This window comes from Nonomuraea sp. NPDC049625 (assembly GCF_040675285.1).
GTDB lineage: Bacteria > Actinomycetota > Actinomycetes > Streptosporangiales > Streptosporangiaceae > Nonomuraea > Nonomuraea angiospora_A.
Map to the genome: position 1 here is coordinate 173,868 of NZ_JBFAOQ010000020.1, position 15,663 is coordinate 189,530.

The following is a 15,663-nucleotide window of genomic DNA, read 5'->3' on the forward strand; positions in this document are numbered from 1 at the left end:
ATGCCTTTCCTGATCGTCGCCGTCGTGCTGGTCGGCCTGCTGTGCCTGCTGGACCTGGTGCTCACCTTGGGCGTGCTGCGCCGGCTGCGCGCGCACACCGCCGAGCTGGAACGCCTCGCGGGGACGTCGACGCTCATGCCGTACGATCCCCGCGTGCTGGTCGGGCGCACGCTGCCGCAGGATGTGGCGGGGCCGCGGCTCGTGGGCTTCTTCGACGTCGGCTGCGACACCTGCCACGAGCGCGCGCCGCAGTTCGCCGCGGAGGCCAAGGGGCAGAGCGCTCTGGCGGTCATCTCCGGCGCCGTCGAGGAGACCGCGGACCTGGTCGAGGTGGTGGGCGGCGTGGCGAGCGTCGTCACGGGCGAGGACGCGCTGCGCATCGTGCAGGCTCTCGACATCCATGCGTTCCCCACGTTCCTGCGGGCCGACCAGGACGGCAGGGTCGTGGCCGCGGACACGGAGCTGACCGATCTCGCCGCCATGGCACCGGCGAAGTGACCCGTCGCGCCGCCACCCTGGCGCTGCTGTGCTGGCGGGCCGGGCCGGTGCTGGCGGTGTGCCAGCTGGTCGCCACCGTCCTGGCCGGACTGCTGCCCTCGGCCACCGTGTGGGCGACCAAGACGCTCGTCGACGGGCTGGCGACAGGCCGGCCGGAACGCGTGCTCACCCCGGTCGCGGGCCTCGTCGTGCTGGGGCTGGTCGCCGGGGTGCTGCCGCAGCTGACCGGCTATCTGCGGGGCGAGACGGATCGCCGGCTCGACCTGCTGCTGCAGGATCGCCTGTACACGCGGGTGAACACGTTCCACGGCCTGTCGCGGTTCGAGAGTCCGGTGTTCCTCGACGAGCTGCGCATGGCCGCGCAGGCGACGGGCAACGCGATGGGGCCGATCACCTCGGGCCTGTTCGACCTCGGGCGCAACGTCATCGCCCTGACCGGGCTCCTCGTGGCCCTCGCCGTGCTGAGCCCGCTCATGGCGGGCCTGGTGGCGCTCGCGGCGCTGCCCGTCCTCGCGGCGAGGATGTCCCTGGAGAAGCGGCGGATCAAGATGATCGCCGGGCAGTCCGCCGCGGCCCGGCGGCAGATCTTCTACTCCTCCCTGATCACCGACGTCGAGGCCGCCAAGGAGGTCCGGCTCTTCGGGCTCGGCGACTTCCTCAAGCGGCGGGTGCTCGGCGAGCTGGCCGTCCTGCAGTCGGGGGAGCGGCGGCTGGACCGGCGGGAGGCGCTCACGCAGTCGGCGCTCGCGGCGCTCTCCGCCGCGGTCAGCGGCGCCGGGCTGCTCTGGGCGGTGTACTCCGCCCTGGACGGCCGGCTCACCCTCGGCGACGTGACCGCGTTCGCCGCCGCCGTGGCGGGCACACAGGCCGCGCTGACCGCCACCGTGGACAACGCCGCGAACGCCCGCCAGGCGCTGCTCCTGTTCGCCCACCACGAACGGGTCATGTCGCTGCCCGGCGACCTGCCCACGCCCGGCGAACCGGAGCCGCTGCCCGCGCTGCGCCGCGGCATCGAGCTGCACGACGTGTGGTTCCGGTACGACGAGAGCCATCCCTGGGTGCTGCGCGGGGTGGACCTGACGATCCCCCACGGCGCCTCCGTCGCGCTGGTGGGGCTCAACGGGGCCGGCAAGAGCACGCTGATCAAGCTCCTGTGCCGCTTCTACGACCCGTCCCGCGGCGCGATCCGCTGGGACGGCATCGACATCCGCGACGTGCCACCCGCCGAGCTGCGCGCCAGGATGGGCGTGCTCTTCCAGGACTACATGAGCTACGACCTGACCGCGGCGGAGAACATCGGCGTGGGCGAGGTCGAGGCGATGTCCGACCGCGCCAGGCTCCGGACCGCGGCCGAGCTGGCGGGCGCGCACGAAACCGTCCAGGCGCTGCCCCGGGGCTACGACACCATGCTGAGCCGCGTCTTCTTCGGCCCCGAGGACGACGACGACCCGCAGGCGGGCGTGACGCTCTCCGGGGGCCAGTGGCAGCGCCTGGCCCTGGCCCGCGCGCTGGTGCGCGAGCGCCGCGACCTGCTCATCCTCGACGAGCCCAGCTCAGGCCTGGACGCGCAGGCCGAGTACGAGGTGCACCGCCGGCTGCGCGAGCACCGCGCGGACAACACCAGCCTGCTGGTCTCGCACCGGCTCGGAGCGGTCCGCGACGCCGACCTGATCGTGGTGCTCGGCGACGGCCGGATCGTCGAGCGGGGCACCCACGACGAGCTGATCGCGCTGGGCGGCCGGTACGCCCACCTGTTCGCCACCCAGGCCAGCGGCTACCGCGAGGGCGCCGACATCGGCTGATCGATCTTGCGCAGCACCACGCCGAACAGGCGATCCGCCGCCAGGTAGCCGGACTGCCGGGAGTCGAGCGAGTGGTCCGGATTGTCGCCCAGCACCACCAGGCGTCCGGCCGGCACCCGCGTGCCCGGCTCGGTCCGCAGCGCGGGGACGGTGTCGCGGGGGATCGGGTCACCCGGGACGGCCGCGACGCGCTTGATGATCCAGCCCGGGCCCGCGCCCAGCTGCTGGTGCGGTTCCCGCGGGCGCTCGCCCGGCCGGGCGTGGGCGAAGCCGCTCAGCACGACGACCTGCCCGGGGCGCAGCGATCCGGGTGGCGTCCGCCGTACGAGGACGCGCTCACCCGGCCGGTACGCCGGCAGCATGCTCTCCCCCTGGACGGTCACCACCAGGTATCGCCGGCGCACCCGGAGAACGGCGAGAACGATGCCGACGGCCGCCAGCACGACGATCGCGCCGGTCACCGCGACAGCTCCACGTCGTCCCGGTAGCCGGTCGCCTGCCGGGCGAACAACTCGGCGTACGTGCCGCCCTCGGCCAGCAGGGCGGCATGCGTGCCCTGCTCCGTGACGACGCCGTCGGTCAGCACCACGATCCGGTCGGCCGTGCGGATCGCGCCGAGCCGATGGGTGATGACCACGCTGGTCCGCCCCGACCTCAGCGTGGCGAGCCGGCCGTGCACCTCGTACTCGGCCTCGGGGTCCAGGCCGGCGCTGGGCTCGTCGAGGATCATCAGGTCCCGGTCGCGGCGCAGGAACGCCCTGGCCAGCGCCAGCCGCTGCCACTGCCCGCCGGAGAGCAGCACTCCGGAGTCGGCGTCGTCCTGCTCGTCGTCCGGGTCCTGGGGGAATCCACGGCTCAGCAGCGTGCGGTAGCCGCGCGGCAGGGCCGCGACCACGTCGTGGATCCCGGCGTCCCGCGCCGCCCGCTCGATCCGCGCCGGGTCCTGGGCGGCGGCGAGGTCGCCCACGGCGATGTTGTCGGTCGCCGTCAGCTCGTACGACACGAAGTCCTGGAAGACGGCGCCGATCCGGGCACGCAGCGTCTCCGGCGGCACGTCGCGGATGTCCACGCCGTCCCACAGGACCGCCCCGCGCGTCGGGTCGTAGAAGCGGCACAGGAGCTTCACCAACGTGCTCTTGCCGGCGCCGTTGCGCCCGACCAGCGCGACCGTGCACCCGTTCGGGATGAACAGGTTGACGCCGCGCAGGATCCACGGATGGTCCGGGCTGTAGCGGAACCAGACGTCGCGCAGCTCGATGCCCCGGCGCAGGGGCGGCAGCGCCGGGCGCTCGCCCGGCGCCGGCAGATCGGACTCGGCGGTCACGATCGCGACGTGGTGATGAAGGGTCAGCAGGTGCTCGTACGCCATCACGCCGGCCGACACCATGCTGTCCAGCGCCGCCTGCACGCCGGCGACCGCCGCCACGAACATCGCCACGTCGCCGACGCTGAGCCGTCCCTGCCCCGCCGCCAGGATCGCCCAGATGAGGCCCGCTCCGGCCACGATCGCCGAGGCGCCTGACAGACTCGCGTGGATGCAGAGCTCCCGCCGATCCATCCGGCGGCGTTCGGCGTTCGCGGTGCGCAGCTCGGCCAGCATGCGAAGCCGCAAGAAGCCGCCGAGGTCGAACAGGCGGATCTCCTTGGCGGCGTCCGCGGTGGACATCAGGTGCGCGTAGAACCCTTCGCGACGCTCGGCCGGCCCGATCCGCCACAACATCGTGTTCCGTTGCCGCGACATCCGCAGCTCGATGAGCAGCGCCGGCAGGGCCGACAGCACGACCAGGATGGTGAAGGCGGAGTTGACGAGTGCCAGGGACGCGACGAAGCCGGCGACCGTCACCGCGCTGCGAGCGGTGGTGAGCGCGGTGTCCACCAGCCTGCCGGGGTTGCTCGCGCTCTGCTGGGCCAGCCGCAGCCGGTCAAGGAATGCCGGGCTCTCGAACCTGGCCAGACCGGTGAAGCCGGAGACCGCCGCGAACAGCTCGTCCTTCGCGTGCAGCGCCGTCCTGCGATCCACCTCGGCACGCAGGTAATGTCCCGCGTGCGCCGCCACGGCGGCGGCCGTGGTGACGGCGGCGACGGCCGTCGCCAGGGCGAGCAGCGTGCCGGTCTGCCGTAGCGCCACCCCGTCCAGCACGGCCTTGGTCAGCCAGGCCACGGCGATCGGGGTGGCCGAGCCCACCAGCGTGACCGCCAGGTAGGCAAGGACATGGACGGGCGCCGACCGCCACACCATCGCGGCGGCGCGTGCCGCGCTCCCGGCCAGCCCCCGCGACGTCGGCGCCGGCTCGCTCACGCAGGCGACCCGGCCGGCAGCCGGGAGATCTCGGGCGCCACCGCGAGCAGCCTGCCGCCCGCGGTCACCTGGAGGAACGTCGGGAACGAGTGCACGCCGAACGCGTTGCTCACAGCGCTGTCCACGATCACCTGTGCCACGGGCTTCAGAGCGCTGACCATGTCCGCGGGGTCACCCGATCGGTTGTCGACCACCGCCAGCACCCGCGAGCGGTCCTGGCCCGCGGCCCACGAGGCGAAGCCGGGAAGCTTCTCATGGCAGCCGCGGCAATCGGGCGACAAGAACGCGACGACCGTCCCGTCCGGCAGGAGATCCCGGGTGAGAGGGCTCCCGTCCACCGTCGTCGCCTCAAAATCACCGGCGACGTCGCCGACGGCCGGCCCCGCGCCCGGCCCGGAAGGGCCGCCCATCAGGTCGACGGCTTCATACAGTCCGTCCAGCAGCTTGGTGTGCTCCCGAAGCCGCCGGATCACGCCGAGGGTCAGCACCAGACCCACGAGGCACAAAGCGCCGATGAGGGCCACGACGGCGATCAAATAGGACATGAGACAACCTTCCGTGTAAAGGGCCCGGCCGGCCCGCCAGCCGGGCACCCGCTCAACGTGCGGTCACGAGCAGTAGATGTAGCTCTTGCAGCCGCCGCAACTGCGGCTGCCGTTCGGGTAGTAGCAGCAGTACTTCGCGGTGAACGCCGGGAAACTGCAGCACTCATAACCGCAGTCGGTAGCCCTGGCCACGGAGTGCGGCGCGATCAGCTCGAGGAGCCGGTCGGCCATTCTGGTCACGACGCGCATCGAACTTTCCTTTCGGTTGTTCCGGCGGGACGGCGCCCGCCCGTGCGGAAGCGGTACGCCGGACCACGCCGCCGTCCCGCCGCCCGTCGCAGCGTGCGCCAGAGGTCTGAGCGATTTCTCAATGAATTCTTAACGGCCTGTTTCGGCAGTTCAGGCGGGCGATCGCAGGCGCGTGCGGATCAGGGACGGTGGAAGGAGACGATGCGGTCGCGGACCTTCGCCGCCTGCGCGTCGTCAACGGCGTCGAAGAACTCCGCCGCCTGCTTCCAGGTGTCGAGCGCGGTCGCGATGTCACCGGCCGCGACGTGCGTCTCGCCCAGGCGGACCAGCGTCTCGGCGGCCGCGTGCGGGTCGTCGCAGTCGCGCAGCAGCTCCGCCGCCCGCTCGAAGCAGGCCACCGCCTGCGCGTAGTCGCCCTTGAGGTGCAGGACGTGGGCGACGCTGTCCCACGCGTGCCCCTCGCCCTGGGTGTATCCGAGGCCGGCGAGGAGCCGCTGGGACCGGCGGCAGTCGGCCAGCGCCTCGTCGTACTCGCCGAGCTGGGCCCGCAGCCAGCCGGAGTTGTTCAACGCCCGCGCCTCCCCGCCGACGTCGCCGGCCTGCCGGAACAGCTCCAGCGCGTGCAGGGTGTGGCTCAGCGCCTCATCGGGTCGCGTCCGGCTCAGCGCGACGGTCAGGCCGAGGTGGACGTGCGCGCGCAGGACGGGTTCGCCGAGGTCGCGGTGCAGCTCGACCGCCCGCTCGAAGTGCTCGACCGCCTCGCCGTCGCGGCCGAGCCGGGCGTGGGCGCGGGCGATGCTGTTGTGGCAGCGGGCCTCGGCCAGCCGGTCGCCGAGCCGTTCGGCCGCGGCCAGCGCCACCGCGTGGGTGCGCAGGATCTCCTCCCAGAGGCCGCGCCGCTGCATGAACTCCGCGAACGCCCACGCCAGCCGCCACGCGTGGCCGTCGAACCCGGCCTCGGTGGCCTCCGCCAGCAGCGCGGGCAGCGCCACCGACGCGTCGGCGTACCACCACAGGGCCTCCGCCGGCCCGGCGAACCGCTCCACCACGGTGCCCCGCGCCGGCGGGTCCAGGAGCAGGTTGTCGCGGTGCGGGTAACACATCCCGTTCGCGACGCAGGCCGAGTGCAGGTAGTAGTCCAGCAGTCGCCGCGTCGCCGACCGCCGTGCCGCCCGGGTGTCGGCGGCCCGCGCCTGCTCCGAGGCGTACACGCGCAGCAGGTCGTGCAGGCGCAGCCGGCCGGGCGCGCGGATCTCGGCCAGGTTGGCGCGGTCGAGGTGCGCGGCCAGCTCCCGCGTGCGCCCCACCGGCAGGGCGGCCAGGCTCGCCGCCGCCGACAGCGGCAGGTGCGGCCCCGGGTGCTGCCCGAGCCGCCGGAACAGCCGGGCCGCCGGCACGGGCAGGTCCCGGTACGAGCGCCCGAACACGTGGCGCAGGTCGATCGCGGGGTCGCTGTGCGCGAACGCTTCCAGATCGGCGTCGGCCCGCTCGAGGTCCGCGGCGGCCTCGGCCAGCGGCAGATCGATGCGCTGCGCCAGCTGCGCCGCGACGATCGCCAGCGCCAGCGGCAGCCGGCCGCACCGGCGGATGATGTTCGCGGTGGCCTCCGGCTCGGCCGCCGGCCGGGCCTCGCCCAGCCACGCCACCAGGAGGTCGTGCGCGTCGTCGCCGGGCAGGACGTCCAGGCCGACCAGGTGCGCCCCCGCCGTGACCGCGAGCCCGGACAGCTCGGAGCGGCCGGTCACCAGCGTCAGGCACCCCGGCGCGGTGGCCAGCAGCGGGCGGACCTGGGTGGCGCTGCGGGCGTCGTCGAGCACGACCAGGACCCGGCGGCAGTCCAGCATGCTGCGGTAGAGCCCGATCTGCGCCTCCACGCCCGACGGCACCTGCGCCTCCGTGACCCCGAGCGCGCCCAGGAACCGGGGCAGGACCACGGCTCCGTCGGCCGGGTCGATCGTGCTGAGATCGGCGTACAGCTGCCCGTCGGGAAAGCGGTCGCGGTGCAGGTGGGCCCAGCGCAGGGCGAGTGACGACTTGCCCACCCCGGGCGGCCCGGAGATCGCGCAGACCGCCGCGGTGGCCTGCTGTTCGCCGATCGCGGCCAGCCGGTCCAGCTCGGCCGACCGGCCGACGAAGTGCCGCAGGCCGACCGGCAGCTGTGCCGGGACCGGCCGCGCGGCCTCGGTCGAGTCGCCGGAGCGCAGCAGCTTCCGGTGGACGCTCCGCAGCGGCGTACCCGGTTCGACGCCCAGCTCCTCGGCGAGCGTCCGGCGTACCTGGGCGAAGTGGGCCAGCGCCTCGGCGGTCCGCCCCCACGCGTGCAGCGCCTCGATCAGCGCGGCGGCCACCAGCTCGTCCAGCGGGTACTCCTCGGCCAGCGGCGACAGCGCCGCCACCGCGGCCGCGGCGTCCCGGCCGGTGACCACCCGTGCCCAGCGCAGCAGGAGCTCCCTGCGCTCGTCGCGCAGGCGGTGGCGGGCCCGTTCGGCCCATTCGCCGGGCAGCCCGGTCAGCGGATCGCCACGCCACAGCGCCAGCGCCGCGCCCAGCGGCGGCACCGGGTCCGGTACGGCCATCGCCTGGTCGGCCAGGCCGCGGAAGCGCGGCACGTCCACCGCGGACTCGTCCACGTCGAGCAGGTAACCCCCGAGCCGGCGGACGACGGCGCCCTCATCCGCGAGCACGTCGCGCCGGATGCGGGTGATGATCGTGTACAGGGTGCGCCGCGCGCCGGGCGGGACCTGCTCGCCCCAGACCCGGGCGAGGAGCGTGTCCACCGGCACGACCCGGCCGACCTCCCAAGCGAGCGCGGCGACGGCGAGCGCGACCTGTGGAGGGCGTACGGGCCGGGTCTGCCCCGACCGCTCCACCTCCACCGGGCCGAGTAACCGGATCAGCACGACGGTCCACCCCTTGCTCGTGGATCTTCGAAGACTAACGCAGTGGTGCTCTTGCCGGATTTGCGCGGCCATGGCAGGTTGCGGTCTATGCAGTACGTCGATGTGGCGAGCAGACTGCTGCTGCTCACGGTGTTCGTCCTCGCGCTGGCGAGCAAGGTCTCCAGCCGCCGGGCCTGGAACGAGTTCGTCCAGTCGATCAAGGCGATGGCGGTGATCGACAACGCCAGGGCGCCGGCGGCCGCGACGGCGACGGCGGTGGCCGAGGCCGGTGTCATCGTGCTGGCCGCGGTCCCCCTTCGCTGGGCCGGGTCGGCGTCGTTCGTGCTCGCGGCCGGGCTGCTCGGCTGCCTCACCGTCGCCGTCATCATGGTGGTACGGAGGGGCGCCGCCGTTCCCTGCCGCTGCTTCGGCGCCTCCCGGACGCCCCTGAGCATGGCGCACGTGGCCCGCAACGGCATCCTCATCGCGGTGGCGCTGCTCGGGCTGGCCGCTTCCTTGGTGAACGGCTCCTTCGATCCGGCCATCGTCGCGATCGTCGGTGTCTTCGGCGCCGTACTGGGCCTGCTCATGGCCCGGTGGGACGATCTCGTCTCGCTGCTCCGGACGACCTGAGCCGGCGGCGGCTCACGTGACGGGCTGGCGGGTGGCCGAGCGCGCGGTGCGCGCGAAAGGCGCGGGACCCGGCGAGGACCGGGTGGTCGTCATCGAGGACGGCGGCGGCGTCCGCTGCGCGGCGGTGATCGACGGCGTCACCGACAAGTCCGGCCGCGACTACGGCGGGGCGAGCGGCGGGGCCCTGGCCGCCGATCGCGTCGCGCAGACCCTCGTCACCCTGCCGGACGACGTCACCGTGGCGGAGGCGGTCGCGGCCGTCTCGGCCGAGCTCATGGGGCTGCGCCGCAAGTGGTCCGTCGCCGACGACGACCCTCTCGCGCCGGCCGCCGTCGCGGCGGTGGTGTGGCCGGAACGGCGGCTGGTGTGGCGCGTGGGCGACGTCCACGTCGCGCTGGGCCACCGCGACGGCGGGTGGCGTCGTCACCCCGGCGGGAAGCTGATCGACACGGTGCTGGCCGGCGCCCGGGCCGCCTACCTGCACTGCCTGCTGCTGCAGGGAGAGCGCCCGGAGGACCTGGCGGCCACCGATCCGGGGCGGGCGCTGATCCGGCCGGTGCTGGAGCGCCAGGCCGTGCTGGCCAACCGGGATGAGGCCGGTCCTTTTGGATACGGCCTGCTGGATGGGCGGCCGGTCCCGGAGCGGTTCGTGGAGACGTTCGTGCTGGCGGAGGACGTGGACGAGGTGGTGCTGGCGTCGGACGGCTACCTCGGCCCGGCGCAGACCCTCGCGGGAGCCGAAGCGGAGCTCCGGGCCTCGTTACGGGCCGATCGGCTGCGCATCATGGAACACGCGGCCACCAAGGCGATGGCGGCCGGCGCCGAGAGTTTCGACGACCGGGCCTACGTGCGGCTGTCCCGCAAATCCCCTCGTGACCGCGGCTCACCGAGTCGGATATCGTGACCACGCTGCGTGAGCAGATCAGCTGCCCGCGCCCACCGAGGAGGACGCGTGAGCCCGCTTCCGACGCGCATGGCGAATCGCTGGGAGAAGCGCCGATCGCTCATGCTGCCGCCGGGGCAGGGCCGGCTCTACTGGCACGTTCTGCTGGGGGAGGACCCGCAGGCGCGGGCCATCGTCGAGGAGGCGCACGACCGGCTGGCCGGCCTGGCGGGGCTCGATCTGGTGCCGCGGCGGTTCATCCACCTCACCACGTTCGTCGCCGGATACTCGCACGAGATCACCGAGCGTCAGGTGACCGTGATGGCCGCGGAGGCGGCGGGCCAGCTCGCGCGGGTCGCGCCGATCACGGTGACGCTGGGGCGGGTGCTCTACCACCCCGAGGCGGTCGTGCTGGAGGCGCGGCCGGCCGAGCGGCTGCGGCCCCTGCTGGAAGCGGCGCGGTTCGCCACCCGGGCGGCCACGGGACGTGACGGCGTGCTCGCCCATGACACGTGGCTGCCGCACGTCACCGTGGCCTACAGCAACGCGGACGGCCCGGCGGCGCCCATCATCGACGCGCTCGGGGAACGCCTTCCGGAGCGCGAGGTGACGATCCGCAGCATCCATGTCGTCAACCAGGACGGCCCGGAGACGGCCTGGGACTGGCGACCGGTGGCGGAGGTCCGGCTCGGCGCGTCGTGAGCGGGCTCCGCGGGGTTCACCCCCGTACTTCCTTGGTGGCGCGTCGGTAGGCCTCGGTGACGCGGCTGAACATGTCCAGCATCACCATCGCCTGCTCCGGCTCGTAGTGCGCGCTGATCGCCGCCAGGTGCCGCCTGGACGCCTCGCAGGCGGCGTTGTAGTCGTCCAGGCCGCCCTCGACCAGCTCCACGGTGACCGTGCGCCGGTCGCGTTCGCCGCGCACCCGCCGTACGTAGCCCGCCTTCTCCAGCCTGTCGATCAGCCGGGTCGTCGAGGCGGACGGCAGCCCCAGCTCCTCGGAGATCGTCCCCACGGCGAGCGGTCCGCGCGTCTCCAGCAGGATGGCGGCCGCGACGTCGACGGGTTGCAGGCCGAGCCGGTCGGCGACCGCCTCGTTGTGCAGGAGGACCGCGACCAGGAACTCGCGGAAGACGTCGTCTGGATGTTCGTGGGCCACCTTCCTAACCTACTCCATCACGGAGTATCTTCGAATCGAAGATACTCCGTGATGGAGGAGATATGGATGTTCTCGTCATAGGCGCCGGGGTGGGCGGCCTGGCCGTCGCGCGCGAGCTGCTGGCCGCCGGTCACCGGGTGCGGGTCTACGAGCAGGCTCCGGCCAGGCGGACGGGCGGCAAGGCGGTGCTCATCTGGAGCAACGGCACCGCCGTGCTGAACGATCTCGGCATCGGCCTCGACGGCGTCGGCGCCCGCATCGACCGGATCGACGCGCTGACCGCCGCCGGCCGGCTGCGTACCAGCATGGACATCGCCCACGCGGCCGGCCGCTTCGGCTTCGAGACCAGGGCGATCCCCCGTCGCCACCTGCTGGAACGCCTGGCCGGCGGGCTGCCCGGCGACCTCGTCCGCCACGGCCTGGCCTGCCGGGGCGTGACCCAGGACGACGGCCAGGTCACGGCGACCTTCAGCGACGGCTCGACGGACAGGGGAGACCTGCTCATCGGAGCCGACGGCCACCACTCGGTCGTACGGCGCTGCCTGTGGGGCGACGGCGCCGTACGGCCGGCGACCTTCGGGACCTGGCAGGGGCTCAGCCGGATCGACATCGATCTCGCCGGCACGCACCGGCACCTCATCATCTCGGGGCGCGAGGGCGCGTGCGGGCTCATGCCCGCCGGTGAGGGCCTGCTGCAATGGTGGTTCGACGTGCGCTGGTCGCCCGCCGATCCGCGGCCGGCGGCGCCGCTGGCCGAGCTGAGGCGGCGGTTCGGGCACTGGGCGTCACCCGTCCCCGAGGTGCTGGCCGGCGCGACCGAGGACGACCTCGAGTTCTTCGGCCACCACTGGACCAAGGTGCGCCCGGCGTGGGGCAAGGGGCGGATCACCCTGGTCGGCGACGCGGCCCACATCATGCCGCCCACCCTGGGGCAGGGCGCCAACCAGACCCTCGAGGACGCGTGGGTGCTCGGGCGCGAGCTCGCCAAGGGCGGCGACGACCCGGCGGCACGGCTGCGCGCCTACGAGAAGCTCCGCTACCCGTACGTCTCCCTGGTCTCCGGGCTGGCCAGGCGCAACCCCGCGAACTGGCGCGTCCCACCGCTGATCGCCCGGCTGTTCCCCGAGACGTCCCAGACCGCCATGCTCGCCCGCTTCAGCAACCGCCTCAACGAGCCGGCGGTCTCGCGACGCTAGATCAGTTGCCGGAGCACATCGTCGACCGGGGTGGCGCCGACGCCGAGGATCTTCTCGGTCTCGGAGAAGTCGAGGACGAGCGGGTGGCCCGGCTTGGTGAGCACTTCGTGCATCTCCCCCCACAACGGATCGGTGATCCCGAGCAGGGTCAGGTCGCGTTCCGTCATCTCCTCCAGCCGCGGCGCGGGCGCTCCCGAGAGCTCCGCGAGCCGCCGGGCCAGTTCCCGCACCGACAGGGTCGCGGTGGGCACGTGCCAGGCCCTGCCGTACGCCTGCTCCTCCCGGCTCGCGGCGACCAGCGTGCGCGCGGTGTCGTCGATCGCCGAGTAACTGTGCGGAACGTCGAGTTCCTGCGGCACCAGGACGAGCCGGCCTTCCAGCACGGGCCGCTGCACCAGGAGGCTGAACACCGAGAAGGCGCCGGCGCCGTAGAACTGGGCGGCCCGCACCTCCGTGACCTTCACCCCCGAGGCGGCGGCCTCCTCCCACGCCCGCGCCCTGGCCCGCCCCTTGGGCCCGGTCGCCGCCAGCGGGAAGTGCGGCGTGATCGGCCCATCCACCGGCCCGTAACCGTAGATGTTGCCGAGCATGACGTACGCGCCCCCCGTCCGCCGCACCGCGGTCAGCAGCGACGCCGACAGGATCGGCAACTGCTCGGGCCAGGTGTGGTAGGGCGGCACGGCGGTGGTGAACAGCGTGTCCGCCCCCTCGGCCAGCTCGGTGAGCCGGTCGGTGTCGGTCGCGTCCGCGGTGACCCTCTCGACGAGCCGGTGGTCGGGCCCGCCGCCCGTGCGGCTGATCATCCGTACCCGCTCGCCGTCCTCGGCCAGCAGCAGAGCGGTCTTCGACGCGGTGGCCCCGCGACCCACGATCACATGAGATTTCATGATGACAACCGTGCCGACCTGCGGCCTCGTAGCATAGTGGCCGGAATGCCAACTATCCGGAGGATCTGGCCATGCACCGCCTCGCCGCAGTGATCGTCCCTCCCGTGCTGGGCTTCGACGTCTCGATCCCGCTCATGGTGTTCAACAGCGTCCCGCACTACGACGTACGCGTCTGTACGGCGCGGCCCGGCCCCGTGCCGACCGTCGGGGGTCCTGACGTGGTGGTGGCGCACGGCCTGGAGGCACTGGAGGAGGCCGAGACGGTGATCGCGGTCGGCAGCGGCGGCGAGCCGGCTCCCCCGGAGGTCCTCGACGCCCTGCGGAAGGCCGCGGCCGACGGGGCGCGGATCGCCTCGTTGTGCACGGGCGCGTTCGTGCTGGCCCAGGCCGGCCTGCTCGACGGGCGCCGCGCCACCACCCACTGGGGGCTGGCCGGAGACCTCGCCGCCCGCTTCCCGTCGATCGACGTGCGACCCGACGTCCTGTTCGTCGAGGACGGCGGCATCTTCACCTCGGCGGGCGCCGCGGCCGCCATCGACCTGTGCCTGCACCTGATCAGGCTCGACTACGGGGCGGCGGTGGCCAACACGGCCGCCCGGCTCGCGGTCGTCTCCCCCGTACGGCCGGGCGGGCAGGCCCAGTTCATCGAGACCCCGCTGCCTCCCGAGCGCGGCACCTCACTCGCCCCCACCCGGGCCTGGGCGCTCGAACACCTCGACCGCCCGCTCACCCTGGCCGACCTGGCCCGCCACGCCAGGATCAGCGTGCGCACCCTGACCAGGCGCTTCCACGCCGAGACCGGGCTGAGCCCGCTCCAGTGGCTGCTGCACCGGCGCGTGGACCGGGCCAGGGAGCTGCTGGAGACCACCGGACTGCCGATGGACCAGGTGGCCGGGCGGAGCGGCCTGGGCAGCGCGGACTCCCTCCGCAAACACCTGGTCAGCCGGGTCGGCCTCACTCCCACGGCCTACCGCGCGAGCTTCACCCGAGAGCCTCTTCCGTCTTAGAGCCCCCGGTGAATGGCTGATCAGAGGAACAGTATTTTTCGCGGATTTCCGTCGGATTCCACGATGGCCAGCTCGTGGCCCTGCGCGAGCTGGTCCTCGACGAATTTCCAGATGGTGATGGCGCGGCGGATCGCCTCGGTGAACGACAGGCCCTTGCGCTCGGCCAGTGCCTTGAACGTCTGCGCTGTTTCGTGGCTCAGATTGACGGACAGGCGGACGAAATTGCTGTTGTTGTTGCTCCTCTCCTGCTCGAGCCTGGGGTCCTTGCCGGTGGACTCACGCGTCATGGTCATGTCACCTGGCCCTTGGGGTAAGGGGGCACGTGGAGTAGAGGGCGGGGATGCTCCGACGTCTCGCTGCTCTCGGTCCTCATCGATAGGCGCATGCTTTTTATACACGCTGGCTTGCCATGAGGAACGGGTCCGATCCGTACCGAGTGTTGTCCTGTCACACCTCGAAGGAAGAACGTTATACCGGTGCGGAAAGATCTCCTCCTGTGCCTCATATACGATTAATTCTGGCAAATGGTGCGCGTCGCGGCATCATGAAATGTGGGCTAAAGGCGCGCTCGAATCCCACAGGCCCCTAGGATGTGCGTTATCCCGCAGGGGCGCGCGATCGGGCAGCGTGGCAGAAATCCCGCATGAAGCGGCAGAAATCTGACATAAACACGTGGCTCGCTCTCCGAGGTGGGTCCCATCGCAGTCTGAGGTGGTCCAACGCACCTCCCCGTAGTCAGCCCTGACGACTGGGCTGATGGAGGAAACATGAGTGGAGCCAGTCAGCCGTCTGGCGCCGGAGATCGATCCGGGGCCGAGGGGGCCGAGGACGTCCGACCGAAGGGCGAACTGGTGGATCTCTCCCCGCCACCCCCGGACTCGCCGGTGGTGCAGCTGCTGGAGAAGACCGCGGTCCGCCATCGCAGCTGGTTCATCGGCGTCTACTTAGGCGTGCTCATCACCGTCGTCCTGGCCAGCATCCTCGGCCCCGGCTTCCTGCCGGAGCAGGCGTGGAGCCAGATGAAACCCGAGGTGGCGGACGTGCGGCTCTGGCTCTTCCAGATCGGGTTCGTGATCGTGGGCGGCTATCTCTTCGCCGAGAAGGCGCCCAAATAGCTAGTGCGGGCTCAGGCCGTCCAGAAGCGGCAACCAGGTGCGATCAGGGCAGACGCGGGCGATCTCCGACGGCGGGAGCCAGTCCGCCCTGGTGCTCTCCGAGCCGGCCGGCGGACGGGTCGGCCGGCCCGGATGCGGGAGACGGGCCCTGAACATCACCATGTACGTCAGCGGCGGGTAGCGGTAGCCGGCCGGGGCCGCGTCCAGGAGCTCGATGCGCTGCCAGGCGAAGGCGGACAGCGCGGTGGCCGGCAGGCGCAGGCCGGTCTCCTCATACAGCTCCCTGGCCGCGGCGTCGAGGGCCGTTTCGCCGGGTTCGAGGTGGCCGCCGGGGATGTCCCACCCGCGGCCCTCCTCGTCCACGCACGTCATGAGCGTTCTGCCGGTCTGGTCCGAGACGAACGCGAACGCCGACGTGGTCTTGTCCACAGGCGGGAGGGCCGGGGACAGGATCACGTCCAGGCGATGGCGTACGGGGATCCAGGGGACCGTCAGATGAGTCATCCCTCAA

General features: G+C 72.6%; 17 protein-coding genes. 8 read left to right on the forward strand and 9 right to left on the reverse strand.

Annotation, left to right across the window (positions count from 1 at the left end; genetic code table 11):
- Both AB0J87_RS53905 and AB0J87_RS53910 read left to right on the forward strand, forming a co-directional pair.
- The gene (locus AB0J87_RS53905) at nucleotides 1–498 is read left to right on the forward strand and encodes a hypothetical protein (RefSeq protein ID WP_363981499.1); all 498 of its coding nucleotides are present in this window, start codon (nucleotides 1–3) and stop codon (nucleotides 496–498) included.
- On the forward strand, nucleotides 495–2,300 hold the full coding sequence (locus tag AB0J87_RS53910) for an ABC transporter ATP-binding protein (protein WP_363981500.1): 1,806 nt from the start codon (nucleotides 495–497) through the stop codon (nucleotides 2,298–2,300). Before AB0J87_RS53905 ends, AB0J87_RS53910 begins: the two co-directional genes overlap by 4 nt.
- Here AB0J87_RS53910 and AB0J87_RS53915 read toward each other — a convergent pair.
- The 5 genes from AB0J87_RS53915 to AB0J87_RS53935 all read right to left on the reverse strand — a co-directional run bounded on the left by AB0J87_RS53915 (nucleotide 2,273) and on the right by AB0J87_RS53935 (nucleotide 8,293).
- Entirely contained in the window at nucleotides 2,273–2,761 is a 489-nt protein-coding gene (locus AB0J87_RS53915) for a S26 family signal peptidase (RefSeq protein WP_363981503.1), read from the reverse strand. The genes AB0J87_RS53910 and AB0J87_RS53915 overlap by 28 nt on opposite strands.
- Complete coding sequence (locus AB0J87_RS53920) at nucleotides 2,758–4,599, reverse strand: ABC transporter ATP-binding protein (protein ID WP_363981506.1); 1,842 nt, start codon at nucleotides 4,597–4,599, stop codon at nucleotides 2,758–2,760. The genes AB0J87_RS53915 and AB0J87_RS53920 overlap by 4 nt, the downstream gene beginning before the upstream one ends.
- Complete coding sequence (locus tag AB0J87_RS53925) at nucleotides 4,596–5,144, reverse strand: hypothetical protein (RefSeq protein ID WP_363981509.1); 549 nt, start codon at nucleotides 5,142–5,144, stop codon at nucleotides 4,596–4,598. The genes AB0J87_RS53920 and AB0J87_RS53925 overlap by 4 nt, the downstream gene beginning before the upstream one ends.
- A gap of 63 nt (nucleotides 5,145–5,207) precedes the next feature.
- Nucleotides 5,208–5,393 carry a hypothetical protein gene (locus AB0J87_RS53930; RefSeq protein ID WP_350733697.1) on the reverse strand — a complete coding sequence of 62 codons (186 nt, stop codon included), beginning with the start codon at nucleotides 5,391–5,393 and terminating at the stop codon, nucleotides 5,208–5,210.
- 179 nt (nucleotides 5,394–5,572) lie between these two features.
- The gene (locus tag AB0J87_RS53935; protein ID WP_363981512.1) at nucleotides 5,573–8,293 is read right to left on the reverse strand and encodes a tetratricopeptide repeat protein; all 2,721 of its coding nucleotides are present in this window, start codon (nucleotides 8,291–8,293) and stop codon (nucleotides 5,573–5,575) included.
- A gap of 87 nt (nucleotides 8,294–8,380) precedes the next feature.
- Between AB0J87_RS53935 and AB0J87_RS53940 the strand changes: the two genes are divergently transcribed.
- From AB0J87_RS53940 to AB0J87_RS53950, 3 genes are read left to right on the forward strand one after another with little or no spacing between them, the layout of a single operon-like run.
- Nucleotides 8,381–8,905 carry a MauE/DoxX family redox-associated membrane protein gene (locus tag AB0J87_RS53940; RefSeq protein WP_350733700.1) on the forward strand — a complete coding sequence of 175 codons (525 nt, stop codon included), beginning with the start codon at nucleotides 8,381–8,383 and terminating at the stop codon, nucleotides 8,903–8,905.
- 16 nt (nucleotides 8,906–8,921) lie between these two features.
- Nucleotides 8,922–9,809 carry a hypothetical protein gene (locus AB0J87_RS53945; protein WP_363981516.1) on the forward strand — a complete coding sequence of 296 codons (888 nt, stop codon included), beginning with the start codon at nucleotides 8,922–8,924 and terminating at the stop codon, nucleotides 9,807–9,809.
- A gap of 48 nt (nucleotides 9,810–9,857) precedes the next feature.
- A complete protein-coding gene (locus AB0J87_RS53950) occupies nucleotides 9,858–10,490 on the forward strand; it encodes a 2'-5' RNA ligase family protein (protein ID WP_363981519.1) in 633 nt (210 codons plus the stop codon).
- A gap of 16 nt (nucleotides 10,491–10,506) precedes the next feature.
- Here AB0J87_RS53950 and AB0J87_RS53955 read toward each other — a convergent pair whose 3' ends face one another.
- Entirely contained in the window at nucleotides 10,507–10,947 is a 441-nt protein-coding gene (locus AB0J87_RS53955; RefSeq protein ID WP_363981522.1) for a MarR family transcriptional regulator, read from the reverse strand.
- Between the two features lie 62 nt (nucleotides 10,948–11,009).
- Here AB0J87_RS53955 and AB0J87_RS53960 point away from each other — a divergent pair, with 62 nt between their 5' ends.
- Nucleotides 11,010–12,143, forward strand: coding sequence for an FAD-dependent monooxygenase (locus tag AB0J87_RS53960; RefSeq protein ID WP_363981525.1), 1,134 nt, complete (start codon nucleotides 11,010–11,012; stop codon nucleotides 12,141–12,143).
- On the opposite strand, the gene AB0J87_RS53965 is transcribed toward AB0J87_RS53960, so the two are convergent.
- Complete coding sequence (locus tag AB0J87_RS53965; RefSeq protein WP_363981528.1) at nucleotides 12,140–13,030, reverse strand: NAD-dependent epimerase; 891 nt, start codon at nucleotides 13,028–13,030, stop codon at nucleotides 12,140–12,142. The two genes, AB0J87_RS53960 and AB0J87_RS53965, sit on opposite strands and share 4 nt — an antisense overlap.
- Nucleotides 13,031–13,101: 71 nt before the next feature.
- Between AB0J87_RS53965 and AB0J87_RS53970 the strand changes: the two genes are divergently transcribed.
- Nucleotides 13,102–14,037, forward strand: a complete 936-nt coding sequence (locus tag AB0J87_RS53970; protein WP_363981531.1) for a helix-turn-helix domain-containing protein — start codon at nucleotides 13,102–13,104, stop codon at nucleotides 14,035–14,037.
- A 20-nt stretch (nucleotides 14,038–14,057) separates the two neighbouring features.
- On the opposite strand, the gene AB0J87_RS53975 is transcribed toward AB0J87_RS53970, so the two are convergent.
- Nucleotides 14,058–14,330: a ribbon-helix-helix protein, CopG family gene (locus AB0J87_RS53975; protein ID WP_355206940.1), complete on the reverse strand. Its 273-nt coding sequence runs from the start codon at nucleotides 14,328–14,330 to the stop codon at nucleotides 14,058–14,060.
- 474 nt (nucleotides 14,331–14,804) lie between these two features.
- Here AB0J87_RS53975 and AB0J87_RS53980 point away from each other — a divergent pair, with 474 nt between their 5' ends.
- The gene (locus tag AB0J87_RS53980) at nucleotides 14,805–15,152 is read left to right on the forward strand and encodes a hypothetical protein (RefSeq protein ID WP_363981534.1); all 348 of its coding nucleotides are present in this window, start codon (nucleotides 14,805–14,807) and stop codon (nucleotides 15,150–15,152) included.
- Here the strand turns inward: AB0J87_RS53980 and AB0J87_RS53985 are convergent, their stop codons facing one another.
- Nucleotides 15,153–15,656, reverse strand: a complete 504-nt coding sequence (locus AB0J87_RS53985; RefSeq protein ID WP_363981537.1) for an NUDIX hydrolase — start codon at nucleotides 15,654–15,656, stop codon at nucleotides 15,153–15,155.
- Nucleotides 15,657–15,663 lie beyond the last annotated feature (7 nt).

Coding starts and splice junctions, on each gene's coding strand:
- AB0J87_RS53925 (WP_363981509.1), bottom strand. CDS start 5,144: ATGTCCTATTTGATCGCCGTCGTGGCCCTCATCGGCGCTTTGTGCCTC.
- AB0J87_RS53930 (WP_350733697.1), bottom strand. CDS start 5,393: ATGCGCGTCGTGACCAGAATGGCCGACCGGCTCCTCGAGCTGATCGCG.
- AB0J87_RS53965 (WP_363981528.1), bottom strand. CDS start 13,030: ATGAAATCTCATGTGATCGTGGGTCGCGGGGCCACCGCGTCGAAGACC.
- AB0J87_RS53985 (WP_363981537.1), bottom strand. CDS start 15,656: ATGACTCATCTGACGGTCCCCTGGATCCCCGTACGCCATCGCCTGGAC.
- AB0J87_RS53970 (WP_363981531.1), top strand. CDS start 13,102: ATGCACCGCCTCGCCGCAGTGATCGTCCCTCCCGTGCTGGGCTTCGAC.
- AB0J87_RS53980 (WP_363981534.1), top strand. CDS start 14,805: ATGAGTGGAGCCAGTCAGCCGTCTGGCGCCGGAGATCGATCCGGGGCC.
- AB0J87_RS53940 (WP_350733700.1), top strand. CDS start 8,381: ATGCAGTACGTCGATGTGGCGAGCAGACTGCTGCTGCTCACGGTGTTC.
- AB0J87_RS53960 (WP_363981525.1), top strand. CDS start 11,010: ATGGATGTTCTCGTCATAGGCGCCGGGGTGGGCGGCCTGGCCGTCGCG.
- AB0J87_RS53905 (WP_363981499.1), top strand. CDS start 1: ATGCCTTTCCTGATCGTCGCCGTCGTGCTGGTCGGCCTGCTGTGCCTG.
- AB0J87_RS53975 (WP_355206940.1), bottom strand. CDS start 14,330: ATGACCATGACGCGTGAGTCCACCGGCAAGGACCCCAGGCTCGAGCAG.